This is a genomic window from Amycolatopsis benzoatilytica AK 16/65, from assembly GCF_000383915.1.
Taxonomy (GTDB): domain Bacteria; phylum Actinomycetota; class Actinomycetes; order Mycobacteriales; family Pseudonocardiaceae; genus Amycolatopsis; species Amycolatopsis benzoatilytica.
The window spans coordinates 4,104,393-4,118,568 of the sequence record NZ_KB912942.1 but is presented as its reverse complement, the minus strand read 5'-3'; the positions used below and the strand labels follow the sequence as shown (position 1 = coordinate 4,118,568).

The window sequence follows — 14,176 nt, the reverse complement described above, 5'->3', positions numbered from 1 at the left end:
GGACGCGCCAGTGCGTCCCCCGCCGAAGAACCTCGCCGAATCGGCCCCGGCCGGCGCCGGGTCAGTCCGAAGTGGACTTGAGACCGTCCTGGTTCCCGTCCGCCGGATCCCCGCCCTTCTCCAGGTTCGCGGCCGACCCGCGTTCCATCGCGGAGTGGCGTTTGCTGTAGGAGAAGTAGATCGCCATCCCGATGACGAACCAGATCGCGAAGCGCAGCCAGGTCTCCGGCTGCAGGAACGTGATCAGCCAGACCGAGAAGATCACCCCGATGATCGGCACCACCGGCATGCCGGGCGTGCGGAACGTGCGCGGCAGGTCGGGGCGCTTGTAGCGCAGCACGATCACCGCGACGCACACCACCACGAAGGCCAGCAGGATGCCGATGTTGGTCAGCTCCGCGGCTTCCCCGATCGGCAGCACGCCGGCGATCAGCGCGGACGCCGCGCCCAGGATCCAGGTGATCCGCGAGGGCACCTTGCGGACCGGGTGGGTCTTCGAGAACCACTTCGGGAGCAGGCCGTCGCGGCTCATCGAGTAGCCGACCCGGGTGGCCCCCATCAGGAAGGTGAACAGCACCGTCAGGATGCCGATGATCGCGCCCACCGCGATGATCGCGCCGAGCCAGCCGAGACCGACCTTCGCGAACGCGCTCGAGAACGCGGCTTCCGGGTTGATGTCGGTGTACTTCACCATGCCGGTCAGCACCAGACAGGCCAGCACGTACAGCACCATCGAGATCGCCAGCGAGTAGATGATCGCCTTCGGCATGTGCTTCTGGGAGTCCGTCGACTCCTCGGCCGCGGTCGACATCGCGTCGTAGCCGAACACCGCGAAGAACACCGTCGCCGCCCCGGTGAACGCGCCGCTCAGGCCGAACGGGAAGAAGTTGCTGTAGTTGCCGCTCTGGATGTGGAACGCGCCGACCACGATGACCAGCAGGACCAGGCCGACCTTCAGATACACCAGCAGCGTCTCGAATCGCGCCGCGTTTTTCATGCCCTGGTTCAGGATGAAGGCGATCAGCAGGCAGAGCAGGACCGCGAACAGGTTGACCTTGTACGACCCCGCCGCGACGCCGGCCGGTTCGGTGCCGGGCGCGCCGGCCATCCAGTCCGGCAGCGAGACGTGCAGGAAGCCCAGCAGGTCGTTGAAGTACCCGGAGATGCCGATGGCCACCACGGACACGATCGCGGTGTATTCCAGCAGCAGGTCCCAGCCGATGAACCAGCCGACGACCTCGCCGAGCACCGCGTAGCCGTAGGTGTAGGCCGAGCCGGCGCGCGGGATCAGTCCGGCGAACTCGGCGTAGGAGAACGCGGCCGCGGCGCTGGCGACACCCGCGATCAGGAACGAGATCAGCACGGCCGGTCCGGCGGTCTTGTTCGCGACCGCGCCGGCGAGGGAGAAGATGCCGGCGCCGATGATGCCGCCGACGCCGATCGCGGTCAGCTGCCGCAGGCCGAGCGTGCGCTCCAGGCCGGTCCCGCTCGCCTGTTCGATGGTTTCGATCGGCTTCCGCCGGAAAATCCCGGACCCGGAGCCCAGGTTCGGGCTGCGCGGAGCTGACATCGATGTCTCCTCAGACTGCTCGTGCTGAGGACCCGGGTCCCGGGCCCTGGCAGCGCACCGTACCGGGCTCAGCGCCGTCTGTCATCGACTCCGGAATGTGACGATATTGGCAGCACAAGTCACCCGGTAGCGGAATCCTCCGCCGCGGAGCTGACTGTGGGTGCCGGCTGCGGCCGGCTGCCCGAGCGAATGGCCCCCGCCGTGAAGAAGGTGAGGAGTTCGGCGACCTCGGGCGGAGCGTCCAGCTGCGGGCAGTGGCCCCAGTCCTCGCGGACGACCAGCCTGCTGTGCGGCACCAAAGTGTGCAGTTTGCGCCCGGACGCCGCCGTGACGAGCTTGTCTTTCCCGCACGCGACGGCGAGCAGCGGGACCTGGATCAGGTCGAGCTGGTAGCAGTCGGCGAGTTCGGCGACGAGCTGACGGGCCTGGTCGAGCCGGGTCGTGGTGGCCCGGTAGTCCGGGAAGAGACCGGTGAAGCGGCTGACCTGGCCGGCGTCGGCGGATCGCGAGTCGGCGTACAGGATCCGCGGCACGACTTGCTCGGCCACCGCGCGCACCAGGAACCCTGGCACCGGCAACGGCAGCGACGCGTACAGCCGTAACGGCAACGGGTTGCGGCCGACCGTGCGGACCAGCCACGAGTCGACGAGGCCGGGCGCGGCGATCGAAACCACGCCGGTGATCGGCAACCGCGAGTTCTGCGCCGCGCGCAGGCTCATCGTGCCGCCGAGCGAGTTGCCGGCCAGCACGACCGGGCCGAGCACGGCCTGTTCGCGCACTACCGCGGCGGCGAAGGCGTCCAGCTGCTCCAGCATCGGTCCGGGCCGCAGCGGCTGGGCATCGCCGAATCCGGGCAGGTCCACCGCGATCGCGGCGACGCCGGCAGCGGCTAGTTCGTCGAGTACCGGACGCCACGTGTCGGCACTGTCGCAATACCCGTGCAGCAGCACGAGCCGCGGCACCCGCGGCTGCACGCCCTTGCGGCGCGTGCGCTTCGGTGCGGGTGCTTCGGCGACCGGCGGCCCGACCTCAAGGACTCGAGTGCGCACGCCGGCGAAACGACGGAAGGACTCCCGGACCGGGTCCGGGTCGCTGGGGTGCCGGCCGACCCGGTCGGCGGGTGCGGGCCGCTGCGTCGCGGTCATGTTCTCCAGATTAGCCGACCAAAGTCGATTTCTGGTGGAATTTGGGTGGTCACTATCTGATTGCAAAGAGCGGACGTTGACGATTCACCGGACAGCGGGTAAAAGCGTTGCCCTGGGCCGTTTCGAGAGAAAAAGCCCAGGCCAACGCGGTGCGGAGGGTCAGCGGGTGAAGACGATCTTGCCCGCGGTGTCGCCGTTGGCCATCGCGGCGAATCCCGCGGGGGCCTCCGAGAGGGGGAGCTCGAGCCCGATCTGCGGCTTGATGCCGGTCAGATCGAGGTAGGCGAGCAGGTCGGCCAGCTCGTCGCGGGTGCCCATCGTCGACCCGACCACCCGCAGCTGCAGGAAGAACACCCGCTGCAGGTCGGCCGACGGGTCCGGTCCGCTGGTCGACCCGGAGACCACCACGATGCCGCCCGGCTTCAGCGACTTGAGCGTGTGCCCCCAGGTCGCCTTCCCGACGGTCTCGAACACCGCGTCCACCCGCTCGGGCAGCCGCGCGCCGGACTCGAACACCTGGTGCGCGCCGACGCTCTCGGCCAGCGCGCGCTTCTCCTCGGTCCGCCCGGTCACCCACACCCGGAAGCCGGCGGCGCGGCCGAGCGCGATCAGCGCGGTCGACACCCCGCCGGATGCGCCCTGGACCAGCATCGTCTGCCCGGGCCTCAGGTCCGACTTCACGAACAGCATCCGGTACGCGGTGAGCCAGGCGGTGCCCATCGTCGCGGCCTCGGAGAAGCTCAGACCGGCAGGCTTCGGCACCGCATTGCGCGCCGGGACCACGACCTGGTCGGCGAACGAGCCCTGGTACTTCTCGGTCAGCAGGGTCCGCTTCGGGTCGAGCGTGTCGTCGCCCTGCCAGCCCGGCGCGTTGATCACCGAGTGCAGGACGACCTCGGTGCCGTCGTCGAGGGTGCCGGCTCCGTCGCAGCCCAGGATCATCGGGAACTGCTCGGCCTTGATGCCGACACCTCGCAACGTCCACAGATCGTGCATGTTCAGGCTGGCGGCCTTGACGTTGACCCGCACCCAGCCCTCGGGCGTCTCGGGTTCCGGCCGCTCGCCGACGATCAGCGAATCGAGCGGGGACTCAGCATTGGGTTCCTGCGCGTATACGGCGAACATGGCAGCAACCTACCTCCCCTGCCTGCTCCGACGCAGGGCAGCGCGCGTAGGCTCACACTCGTGTTCGACGGGCTGGCCAACTGGTGGGACGGGGTCGAGCTGTGGCTTGCCCAAGCCTGGTTCCCCGTGCAGTTCGCGCTGGTCATGGCTGTGCTGGTGCCGTTGTGCCTGCTCGCCGCGTGGGCGATTGACAAGCTGGTGGAGCAGTGCGGGCGCTGGTTCGGCACGGCCCGTGACGAGGACGGATCCGGCCGCTCTTAAGCTGGCACACCATGTTCAACCGTAAGCGGATCACCGCTGCGCTCATTGGCCTGCTCGTGCTGGTGCTCGGCGGCTGGCTGGTCAAGGAATCGACGGACAAATCCCCGTCCTCGCCGTCGTCTGCGCACTCGTCTTCCGCCGCGGCCGCTTCGGGCGCCTCGGCGAAGGTGCCGGGGTCCGGCGCCGGGCTGGCGGTCAAGCCGTTGTCGTCGCTGCCGTCGCAGGCCGCCGATACGTGGAAGCTCATTCAAAAGGGCGGGCCTTACCCGTATCCGCGCAACGACGACGTGGTGTTCCAGAACCGCGAAAACGTGCTGCCGGCTCAGAAGAACGGCTATTACCACGAGTACACGGTGAAGACGCCGGGCAGTCCGGACCGCGGGGCTCGGCGGTTGGTGACCGGAGCGGCGAAGGAGCTGTACTACACCGGCGACCATTACGCGACGTTCGTCGTTGTGGATCCCGCACGGTGAGCGTGGAATCGGCGGCGCGGGCGGCTGCGGACGAAGCCTTCGCGCGGGGAGCGTTTCCGCATCTGGTGGACGGTGCGCGGACGGCGGACAAGGAGTCCGCGCTGGACGGAATTGCCGCGGCGCTGTCGTTTCCGTCGCATTTCGGGCGGAATCTGGACGCGTTGTACGACATGCTGACGGATCTGTCCTGGCTGCCGCGTGGGGAGCATGTGCTGATCTGGGTGGGGTCGGACGCGTTGAAGGCCGCGGAGCCCAAGGCGTACCTGGCGGTGCGGAGTGTGCTGTCGGATGCGCAGCGGGCAATGGGCGGAGCTTCGGCGGACGGGTGGCGGTTGACGGTGGTGCTGGCGGATTCCTGAGGGTCCGGTCCAGTTTCTGCCGCGGCCCCGCGAGGAGTCCGGGAAAGGCCCCTCGCGGGAATCTAGGTCCATGAAGGGCCGCTTGAGGGAATCTAGGTCCGGGAAGGGCCCTTCACGGACGTTGGCGCGGGTCAGTCGTGCGGGACCCAGTTCGGCTTGCGCTTCTGGGCGAACGCCTGGATGCCTTCCTGTCCTTCCGCGCTGGCGAAGAAGCCCGCCGACAGGGCGTTCATGTCGGCGAAGCCGTCCGCGGGGGTCGCGGGACGAGGGCGGGCCAGGAGCTCCTTGGTGGCGGCCAGTGCCTTCGGGCCGCCCAGGGTCAGCGACTTCAGGTAGCGCTGGACGGTCTCGTCCAGCTCGTCAGCGGGGACGCAGGCGTTCAGCAGGCCGATCTCGGCCGCTCGCTTCGCGTCGAACACGTCGCCGGTCAGGAAGAGTTCGTGGGCGGCTCGGGCGTTGAGCCTCGGCAGCACCGTCAGGCTGATGACAGCCGGGATCACGCCGATGCGGACCTCGGAGAAGGCGAACGTCGCCTCCGGCACCGCGACCGCGATGTCGCAGGCGGCGATCATGCCAATGCCGCCGGCGCGGGCCGGGCCGGCCAGGCGGGCCACGACCGGCTTCGGGCTGGTCCACAGCTGGTTCAGGATCTTCGGAAACTCGTTCACGCCCTGGTCGGCGGAACCGGCGCCACGGGCTTCTTTCAGGTCCATGCCGGCGCAGAAGACCGAGCCGGTGTGAGTCAGCTGCACCACGCGCACCGCGTCGTCCTCGCGAGCCTTGTCCAGCGATTCGCTCAGCTCGCGGCGCAGCTGCGCGGACAGGGCGTTGCGGTTGTGAGGGGAGTCCAGGGTGATCGTGGCGATCCCGGCCGCCACCTCGTAGTGCACCAGTTCGTCAGCCATGCCTGACACCTTTGCACACCAGTCGTTCCGGAGCGGGTGTGAGATCGTGCACGAAAACGTCCACGACGCACGGCTGGGTGCGGCCAGCGGCGGAATCAGCCGCAACCTCCGCGTGCTGGGGGCAAGCCGTGCGCCGCGACCTGCGATTGTCGTCGGCCGGGGGAGTGGGACGATCCGGCTGCGGCGGCGCTCGGCGAGCTACGGTCGTGGCGGAGTGCTGCCGCGGTGAGGCGGACGCGGCCACCCCGGTCCGGGGTGGCCGCGGTCCAGCGGGTCAGCCGATGGTCGTCGTGGTGAAAACCGGGCTGGGGTTCGGGAAGCAGGCGGTCGGCGCGGTGACGTCGCCGATGATGCTGCTCGCGACCGCGTTGAAGGTCAGCCCGGGGTCGGAGTAGCTGGTGCCGGCCAGCTTCGTCTCGATCGTGCCGGACGTGCCCGCCTTCAGGTGCGCGGTCACGGTCGGCAGCTTGAACGTCGAACCGCCGGCGATCGGGCCGGGGAAGCTCAGCGTCGCGACGTTGTTCGCGAAGTCGATCTTCGGCGGGGTGTCGCCGAGTCCGGAGCCGCCGGCCAGGTCCGCGCTGACGAAACTGGAGTTCGCCGGAATCGGGATCTTCAGCGCGAAGGTGTTGATGTTCTTGACTTTGTTCCCGCCGACGTCGCTCGGCACGGTGTTCTGCGCCGGGTCGATCACCACGTCGAACGCGCCGCCGGGGGCGACCGTCGCGGGTGCGGTGACGTCGGCGTTCTGGGTCAGCGACACCTGCTGCGGACCGACGACGGGCGCGTCGGCCTGGCAGTCGAAATTGATCGCGGTGGCCGCCGACGCCGGGACGGCCAGTGCGATCGGGAGAGCCGCGGCCGCGGCGAGCGCAGCGAGCCGAGAAAACTGAAGTGCTTTCATCTGTGTGCTCCTACCTGCGGGTTTCACGAGGGGAGGGAGAAAGCTGCGCAGCGATTAGAGAGTTACCGGCAAGTTAAGTAGCTCGTCAAGGATTGACCGTTCCCATGCGCGCACGGTGACGATAAATGTGAATGACTCTCGCCTTTTGGCGGTGAGGGCGGCGCGTTCGGCCGTGGGGGCGCACTGACGGTGGTCCGGGCGGGACGGGCGCGGCCGGGCCCGGAGAAGGCGCCGGGAAAGGGCGCACCCGAAAACCGGTCAGGCGGCCCGCGCGGTCCGCAGCAAACCGGCGACCGCTGCCGCGTACCGGCCGATCACGACGTCCGCTACCCGCGGGTCGTCGGCCAGCGGCTCGGCGACGAACGCACCCGGGTCGGCCTCGCGCGCCAGCGCGGCGATCCGGTCCGGCAGCAGTCCGGGCGCCAGGAACCAGGACGCCACGATCAGATGCCGCACGCCGCGAGACCCCAACCGGGCCGCAGCCGCGGGGATGTCCGGCTGCGTGGCGCTTGCGAACGCTGCACAGACCGGCAGTCCCAGCCGCTCTTCCCAGCGCGCCGCCACCCCGGCGACCACCGCGTTGGCCTCCGGGTTGGACGAGCCGACCGCGCTGAGCAGCACTCCGGCGCCGTCGCGGCGGGCATCGGCGATCCGGTCCAGGGCGACCGCTTCGAGCGCCGGATCGGCGCCGAGCACGTCCGACACCTGGATCCGGAACCCCGGGCACTCCGCGGTGACCTCGTCGATCAGCGCGGGCAGATCGACGCGGGCGTGAAAAGCGCTGCCCAGCAGCAACGGCACGACAACCGCCGAGCGGTGCCCGCGGGCGTAGAGGCCGCGCAGCACGTCGGTGACCAGCGGTCGCGACAGGTCCAGGAACGATTCGTGCACTGCCAGCCCCGGCGCCTGCGCGCGGACGACGTCGACCAGCGCCCGCACCGTGGCGGCGGAGCGGGGATCGCGACTGCCGTGCGCGACGGCGACCAGGGGAGGCGTCATGCGAAGCGCTCGCCGACGAGTCCGGCGGCGAGGGTGTCGCCGTCCTTCGGGTCGATCACCAGGAACGCGCCGGTGCGCGGACTGACGCCGTAGTCGTCCACCGGCAGCGACTCGGCCAGCTGCAGGCTCACGCTGCCGATGTCGTTGAGTCCCAGGCTGTCCGGAGCGTCCACACTGGACAAAGTCTGCTCGTCGAAGCGGGCGTGCAGCTGACCGGTCATCGCCTGGACGGTCCGGGTGCCGTGCTTGACCAGCACGCGCGCGCCGGTCTTGAGCGGCTTCGAGGACAGCCAGCACAGCGTGCCGGTGATCTCGTCGGTGACCTCCGGCGGCGCGTCGGCGGCCGCGATGAGGTCGCCGCGGCTGATGTCGATGTCGTCGGCCAGCAGCAGCGTCACCGAGGTGCCGGCACCGGCCTCTTCGAGCGGCCCGTCGGCGGTGTCGATGCGCTCGACCCGGCTGCGGATGCCCTGCGGCAGCACGACGATCTCGTCGCCCGGCCGCACCGTGCCGGCCGCGATCTGGCCGGCGTACCCGCGGTAGTCCGGGTGTTCGGCGGTGCGCGGGCGGATCACGTACTGCACCGGGAAACGCAGCGCGGAATCGTGCGGATCCGGGGCCACCGGGACGTTTTCCAGGTGCTCCAGCAGCGTCGGGCCGTCGTACCACGGGGTCCGCGCGGAACGGTCGGCGACGTTGTCGCCGACCAGCGCGGACACCGGGATGGCGACGACCGCGGACGAGTCGTAGCCCAGTGATTCCGCGTGCGCGGTGAACTCCTTGGCGATCACGCTGAAGGTGTTCTCGTCGTAGCCGGCCAGGTCGATCTTGTTCACCGCCAGCACCAGCCGCGGCACGCCGAGCAGCGCGAGGACCGCCGCGTGCCGCCGGGTCTGCTCGACCACGCCGTTGCGCGCGTCGACCAGCAGCACCGCCAGCTGCGCGGTGGACGCGCCGGTGACCGTGTTGCGGGTGTACTGCACGTGGCCCGGGGTGTCGGCGAGCACGAACGACCGCTTCGGCGTCGCGAAGTACCGGTACGCGACGTCGATGGTGATGCCCTGCTCGCGTTCCGAGCGCAGGCCGTCGACCAGCAGCGAAAGGTCCGGAGTGGACAGTCCCTTGTCGACCGAGGCACGGGTGACCGCGTCCAGCTGGTCGGCGAGGACGGACTTGGTGTCGTACAGCAGCCGTCCGACGAGAGTGGACTTCCCGTCGTCCACGCTGCCCGCGGTGGCCAGCCTCAACAGGCTCGACATCAGAAGTAGCCCTCCCGTTTGCGGTCTTCCATGGCGGCCTCGGACATCCGGTCGTCGGCGCGGGTGGCCCCGCGTTCGGTGAGCCGGGACGCCTGCACCTCGGCGATCACTTCGTCCACAGTGGAGGCGACGGACTCGATCGCGCCGGTGCAGGAACCGTCGCCGACGGTCCGGTAGCGCACGCTCAGCTCGCGGACCCGCTCGCCCGGCCGCGGCCCGCCCCACGGGCCCTCGCTCAGCCACATGCCGTCGCGCTGGTAGACCGCGCGCTGGTGAGCGTAGTAGATCGAGGGCAGCTCGACGTTTTCCCGGGCGATGTAGTTCCACACGTCGGCTTCGGTCCAATTGGACAGCGGGAACACCCGGACCTGCTCGCCCGGCCGGTGCCGCCCGTTGTAGAGGTTCCACAGCTCGGGCCGCTGCCGGCGCGGCTCCCACTGGCCGAACGCGTTGCGCAGGCTGAAGATCCGCTCCTTGGCCCGGGCGCGTTCCTCGTCGCGGCGGCCGCCGCCGAACACCGCGTCGAACTTGTTTTCCGCGATCGTCTCCAGCAGCGGAGTGGTCTGCAGCGGATTGCGCAGGCCGTCGGCGCGTTCTTCGAGGCGGCCGTCGTCGATCCAGTCCTGGACCTTCGCGACGACCAGCCGCAGACCGTGCTTCTCGACGACCCGGTCCCGGAACTCGAGGACCTCGTCGAAGTTGTGCCCGGTGTCCACGTGCAGCAGCGGGAACGGCACCGGCGCCGGCCAGAACGCCTTGATCGCCAGGTGCAGCATCAGTGTCGAGTCTTTGCCGCCGGAGAAGAGGATCACCGGGCGGTCGAACTCCCCGGCTACCTCGCGGAAGATGTGGATGGCCTCGGATTCGAGGGCGGCGAGATTGTCTACTGCTGCCGCGGCAGCGGGCTCCAAGGTCGTCATGTGTCCTTCCCTCAGCCGTGCAGTCCGCACTCGGTCTTCGCCTGCCCTGCCCACCGGCCGCTGCGCGGATCCGCGCCCGCCTCGACCCTCGCGGTGCACGGCGCGCAGCCGATCGAGAGGTAGCCGATCGAGACCAGCGGATTCTCCAGTATCCCGTTTGCGTGCAGGTAACCGTTGAACTCGTCGTCGGTCCAGGCCGCGATCGGGTTGATCTTCACCAGGCCGTTGCGCTCGTCCCAGGTGACGATCGGCGTGTTCGCGCGGGTCGGCGCGTCCACCCGGCGCACCCCGGTGACCCACGCCGAGTAGGTGCCGAGCGTCTTCCGCAGCGGCACCACCTTGCGCAGGAAACAGCACTGGCCCGGGTCGCGCTCGTGCAGCTTCGGCCCGTACTCGGCATCCTGTTCGGCGACGCTCTGCTCGGCCTGCGCGTTGACGATCCGGACATCCGGGTACACCGTCTGCACCGCGTCCCGGACGCCGAGGGTCTCGGCGAAGTGGTAGCCGGTTTCCAGGAACAGCACGTCGACCGCGGGCTTGACCTTCGTCGCGAGGTCGATCAGCACGGCGTCCTGCATGTTCGACGCCACGATGAAGTCGTCGCCGAAGGTTTCGACAGTCCAGCGCAGCGCCTCCTCGGCGGTCGCCTCGGCCAAGTCCTTCTCGGCGCGTTCGGCCAGCGCCCGGTAGTCCGTCACTGAGGTCACTGCAGCACGCTTTCGTCGGCCCGCGCCACCCATTGCGGGAATCGTTCGCCTGGTTCGCGGTCCGCGACGTACGCACGGACCACGCGTTCCACGTACTCGGCCAGCTCGCCCGCGGTGACCTTGTGGCCGCGCAGCTTGCGCCCGAAGCCCGCGTCCAGGCCGAGGCCGCCGCCCAGGTGCACCTGGAAGCCTTCGACCTGGTTGCCGTCGGCGTCGGTCACGATCTGGCCCTTGAGCCCGATGTCCGCGGTCTGCACCCGCGCGCAGGAGTTCGGGCAGCCGTTGAGATGCACCGTGACCGGCGTTTCCAGCTGCGCGTTGATGTCGGCCAGCGACTTCTCCAGGTCGGCGACCAGCTGCTGGGCGCGGACCTTCGTTTCGACGATGGCCAGCTTGCAGAATTCCAGCCCGGTGCAGGCCATCACGCTGCGCCGCCACGGCGACGGCTCGGTCTGCAGGCCAAGCTCGGCCATTTCCGCTTGCAGCGCGGCGATCTTGCGCTGCGGCACGTCGAGCACGACCAGCTTCTGCAGCGGGGTCAGCCGCACCCGGCGCGATCCGGCCCGTTCGGCCGCGTCGGCGAGGGCGACCAGCGTGCTGCCGGACACCCGGCCGGCGATCGGCGCGGCGCCGACGTAGAAGTTGCCGTCCTTCTGCAGGTGCACGCCGACGTGGTCGACCGGCGTGTCCGGGTTCTTCGGCGCCGGGCCGTCGAGCAGCTTCCGCTTCAGGTACTGCGTTTCGAGGACTTCCCGGAACTTCTCCGGGCCCCAGTCCTTGACCAGGAACTTCAGCCGGGCCCGGGACCGGAGCCTGCGGTAGCCGTAGTCGCGGAAGATCGAGATGACGCCTTCCCACACGTCCGCCGCCTCGTCCAGCGGGACCCACACGCCCAGCCGCACCGCGAGCATCGGGTTCGTGGACAGCCCGCCGCCGACCCACAGGTCCAGGCCGGGGCCGTGCTCGGGGTGGTCGACGCCGACGAAGGAGATGTCGTTGATCTCGTGCACGATGTCCGGCAGGCCGGAGATCGCGGTCTTGAACTTGCGCGGCAGGTTCGAAAATCGCGGGTCGCCGAGGTAACGGCGGCGGATCTCGGCCAGCGCGGGCGAGGCGTCGAGCACCTCGTCGGCGGCGATCCCGGCGACCGGCGAGCCGAGCATCCCGCGCGGGCTGTCGCCGCACGCCTCGGTGGTGGACAGGCCGACCGCTTCGAGCCGGGACCAGATGGACGGCACGTCCTCGATCCCGATCCAGTGGTACTGGATGTTCTGCCGGTCGGTGATGTCCGCGGTATCGCGTGCGTTCGCCTGCGAGATCTCGCCGATCACCCGCAGCTGCTCGGTGGTGAGCGAGCCGCCGTCGGTGCGCACCCGCATCATCAGGTACTTGTCTTCGAGCTCTCCGGGCTCCAGCTGCGCGGTGCGGCCGCCGTCGATGCCCGGCTTGCGCTGGGTGTAGAGGCCGTACCAGCGGAACCGGCCGCGCAGGTCTCCCGGGTCGATCGCGTCGAAACCGCGGTGCGCGTAAATGTTCTCGATCCGCGCGCGGACGTTCAGCGGATTGTCGTCCTTCTTGGACTGCTCGTTCGGGTTCAGCGGCTCGCGGTAGCCGAGTGCCCACTGACCCTCGCCGCGTTTCGGGCGCGACCGGGGCGCGGCGCCCTTCGCGGGCTTTTCACGCGGGGGTGCGGACATGGAAATCCTCCGAGCGGGTGTGGGAGCGGCCCCGGCGCGGCGACGGTGCGGCGCGGGTCCTGCGGTCCGGGTGCGGTGGGCTGGTCAGGCGTCAGGCTTCGGCGGAGTCAGCGGACGGCGCGGCAGAGCGCGCTCGCGACCCGGAGCAGGTCGACGTGGCGGCGCGCCACGAGAAGGACACCAGCAGGACTCACCGGCTCAGATTGCCACGCGTGCAGAAGGTCGACCAAGCGCGTCCGGATGGTGGGAGAAGGCGCACAAGGGGGGTGCGGAATGGGTTCGAATGTGCATGGGCGGCGAATCTGCCTGCGGTTTCCCAATTGTGCGGACATTTGATCGGACGCTTTTCGCCGCGATTTCGGCGGCGTTTCGCCGTGGGTCGCATCGTTCGGCGGCCGAGCTTTCCGGCGACCTTTCGGCCGGGTGGCGCAGGGCCGCGGCGAGTGTTCTGTGAAGGGCCCCTTGCCGGAATCCAAGTCCGGCAAGGGGCCCTTCACAGGCGGATTTGCCGGCTCGCGGACGTGCCGGGCCCCCGTGCCGGCCGGTGCCGGCAAGGCGGGGGGACAATAGGTGTCGTGCCTGTTCCCGACGCCCGCCCCGCCTCCGCCGCTCTCCCCGAGACCGCCCTCGCCGGCCTCGGCACGCGCCCCTTCGGCGTGTACGTACATGTGCCGTTCTGCGCCACCCGCTGCGGGTACTGCGACTTCAACACCTACACCGCCGGCGAACTCGGTTCGGCGGCCTCGCCGCGGTCCTGGCTGGACGCGCTGCGCCGCGAGCTGGAGCTGGGCGCGGAGATCCTCGGCCAGGCACCTGCCGCGGAGACTGTGTTCGTCGGCGGCGGGACGCCTTCGCTGCTCGGTGCGCAAGGGCTCGCAGAGGTGCTCGACGGCGTCCGGTCGGTGTTCGGGCTCGCGCCGGGCGCCGAGGTGACCACCGAATCGAATCCGGAGTCCACGTCGCCGGAGTTCTTCGCCGGGATCCGCGAGGCCGGCTACACGCGGGTGTCACTGGGGATGCAGTCCGCGGCCCGGCACGTGCTCAAGGTGCTCGACCGGGTGCACACGCCGGGCCGTCCGGTCGACGCTGCCCGCGAAGCGCGCGCGGCCGGTTTCGAGCACGTCAACCTCGACCTGATCTACGGCACGCCGGGGGAGCGCGTGGAGGACCTGCGCGCTTCGCTCGACGCGGTCCTCTCCGCCGGGGTCGACCATGTGTCGGCCTACGCGCTGATCGTCGAGGACGGCACCGCGCTGGCCCGCCGGGTGCGCCGCGGCGAGCTGCCCGCGCCGGACGACGACACGCTGGCCAGCTACTACGAACTGATCGACTCGGCACTCGCCGAGGCGGGCCTCGCCTGGTACGAGGTGTCGAACTGGGCTTCCGGCGAGGCGGCCCGCTGCCGGCACAACCTCGGCTACTGGCAGGGCGGGGACTGGTGGGGTGCGGGCCCGGGCGCGCACAGCCACGTCGGCGGCGTGCGCTGGTGGAACGTCAAGCACCCGGCCAAGTACTCGAGCCTGCTCGCCGAGGGACGGAGCCCGGAAGCGGACCGCGAGCTGCTCTCCGCCGAAGACCGGCACCTCGAACGGATCATGCTGGAGCTGCGGATCTCCGACGGTCTCGCGCTGGACGCGCTGGACGAGGCCGGCGTCGCGGAAGCCCGGGCGGCCGCCGCCGAAGGACTGCTCCGCCAGTCCGATGTGGACACCCGCGGCCGGGCGGTGCTCACCGATCGCGGCCGGTTGCTCGCGGACGCGGTGGTCCGGCGGCTGGCCGGCTGAATTTTCGCCCGCCGGGCATAAACGCGGCCGATCGTTTGTTGGGCTAAGCAGACGAGCGAGGGAGTACG

At 70.0% G+C, this 14,176-nt stretch carries 15 protein-coding genes; 4 read left to right on the top strand and 11 right to left on the bottom strand.

Annotation, left to right across the window (positions count from 1 at the left end; translation table 11 throughout):
- Window positions 1-61: 61 nt before the first annotated feature.
- The 3 genes from AMYBE_RS0118855 to AMYBE_RS0118845 all read right to left on the bottom strand — a co-directional run bounded on the left by AMYBE_RS0118855 (window position 62) and on the right by AMYBE_RS0118845 (window position 3,840).
- Complete coding sequence (locus tag AMYBE_RS0118855; RefSeq protein ID WP_020660953.1) at window positions 62-1,570, bottom strand: amino acid permease; 1,509 nt, start codon at window positions 1,568-1,570, stop codon at window positions 62-64.
- 119 nt (window positions 1,571-1,689) lie between these two features.
- Window positions 1,690-2,715 carry an alpha/beta fold hydrolase gene (locus tag AMYBE_RS0118850; protein ID WP_020660952.1) on the bottom strand — a complete coding sequence of 342 codons (1,026 nt, stop codon included), beginning with the start codon at window positions 2,713-2,715 and terminating at the stop codon, window positions 1,690-1,692.
- Window positions 2,716-2,874: 159 nt separating this feature from the next.
- The gene (locus tag AMYBE_RS0118845) at window positions 2,875-3,840 is read right to left on the bottom strand and encodes a zinc-binding dehydrogenase (RefSeq protein WP_020660951.1); all 966 of its coding nucleotides are present in this window, start codon (window positions 3,838-3,840) and stop codon (window positions 2,875-2,877) included.
- 60 nt (window positions 3,841-3,900) lie between these two features.
- Between AMYBE_RS0118845 and AMYBE_RS0118840 the strand changes: the two genes are divergently transcribed.
- The 3 genes from AMYBE_RS0118840 to AMYBE_RS0118830 are packed head-to-tail and all read left to right on the top strand — an operon-like array spanning window position 3,901 to window position 4,933.
- Window positions 3,901-4,101 carry a hypothetical protein gene (locus tag AMYBE_RS0118840; RefSeq protein ID WP_020660950.1) on the top strand — a complete coding sequence of 67 codons (201 nt, stop codon included), beginning with the start codon at window positions 3,901-3,903 and terminating at the stop codon, window positions 4,099-4,101.
- Between the two features lie 11 nt (window positions 4,102-4,112).
- The gene (locus AMYBE_RS0118835) at window positions 4,113-4,574 is read left to right on the top strand and encodes a guanyl-specific ribonuclease (RefSeq protein ID WP_020660949.1); all 462 of its coding nucleotides are present in this window, start codon (window positions 4,113-4,115) and stop codon (window positions 4,572-4,574) included.
- Window positions 4,571-4,933, top strand: coding sequence for a barstar family protein (locus AMYBE_RS0118830; protein ID WP_020660948.1), 363 nt, complete (start codon window positions 4,571-4,573; stop codon window positions 4,931-4,933). Before AMYBE_RS0118835 ends, AMYBE_RS0118830 begins: the two co-directional genes overlap by 4 nt.
- Window positions 4,934-5,064: 131 nt before the next feature.
- On the opposite strand, the gene AMYBE_RS0118825 is transcribed toward AMYBE_RS0118830, so the two are convergent.
- The 8 genes from AMYBE_RS0118825 to AMYBE_RS46875 form a co-directional block, all read right to left on the bottom strand.
- Window positions 5,065-5,838 carry an enoyl-CoA hydratase family protein gene (locus AMYBE_RS0118825; RefSeq protein ID WP_020660947.1) on the bottom strand — a complete coding sequence of 258 codons (774 nt, stop codon included), beginning with the start codon at window positions 5,836-5,838 and terminating at the stop codon, window positions 5,065-5,067.
- Between the two features lie 274 nt (window positions 5,839-6,112).
- Window positions 6,113-6,742 (bottom strand): hypothetical protein, encoded by a 630-nt coding sequence (locus AMYBE_RS0118820; protein WP_020660946.1) that lies wholly within the window; start codon window positions 6,740-6,742, stop codon window positions 6,113-6,115.
- 258 nt (window positions 6,743-7,000) lie between these two features.
- Window positions 7,001-7,741 (bottom strand): sirohydrochlorin chelatase, encoded by a 741-nt coding sequence (locus tag AMYBE_RS0118815; RefSeq protein ID WP_020660945.1) that lies wholly within the window; start codon window positions 7,739-7,741, stop codon window positions 7,001-7,003.
- Window positions 7,738-9,000 (bottom strand): sulfate adenylyltransferase subunit 1, encoded by a 1,263-nt coding sequence (locus AMYBE_RS0118810; protein ID WP_020660944.1) that lies wholly within the window; start codon window positions 8,998-9,000, stop codon window positions 7,738-7,740. Before AMYBE_RS0118810 ends, AMYBE_RS0118815 begins: the two co-directional genes overlap by 4 nt.
- Entirely contained in the window at window positions 9,000-9,920 is a 921-nt protein-coding gene (gene cysD / locus AMYBE_RS0118805; protein WP_020660943.1) for a sulfate adenylyltransferase subunit CysD, read from the bottom strand. Before cysD ends, AMYBE_RS0118810 begins: the two co-directional genes overlap by 1 nt.
- Window positions 9,921-9,931: 11 nt before the next feature.
- Window positions 9,932-10,660, bottom strand: a complete 729-nt coding sequence (locus tag AMYBE_RS0118800; RefSeq protein ID WP_425386907.1) for a phosphoadenylyl-sulfate reductase — start codon at window positions 10,658-10,660, stop codon at window positions 9,932-9,934.
- A complete protein-coding gene (locus tag AMYBE_RS0118795) occupies window positions 10,624-12,324 on the bottom strand; it encodes a nitrite/sulfite reductase (protein WP_020660941.1) in 1,701 nt (566 codons plus the stop codon). Before AMYBE_RS0118795 ends, AMYBE_RS0118800 begins: the two co-directional genes overlap by 37 nt.
- 107 nt (window positions 12,325-12,431) lie before the next feature.
- Window positions 12,432-12,656: a putative leader peptide gene (locus AMYBE_RS46875; RefSeq protein ID WP_084470075.1), complete on the bottom strand. Its 225-nt coding sequence runs from the start codon at window positions 12,654-12,656 to the stop codon at window positions 12,432-12,434.
- 243 nt (window positions 12,657-12,899) lie between these two features.
- Here AMYBE_RS46875 and hemW point away from each other — a divergent pair, with 243 nt between their 5' ends.
- Complete coding sequence (gene hemW, locus AMYBE_RS0118790; RefSeq protein ID WP_020660940.1) at window positions 12,900-14,108, top strand: radical SAM family heme chaperone HemW; 1,209 nt, start codon at window positions 12,900-12,902, stop codon at window positions 14,106-14,108.
- Window positions 14,109-14,176 lie beyond the last annotated feature (68 nt).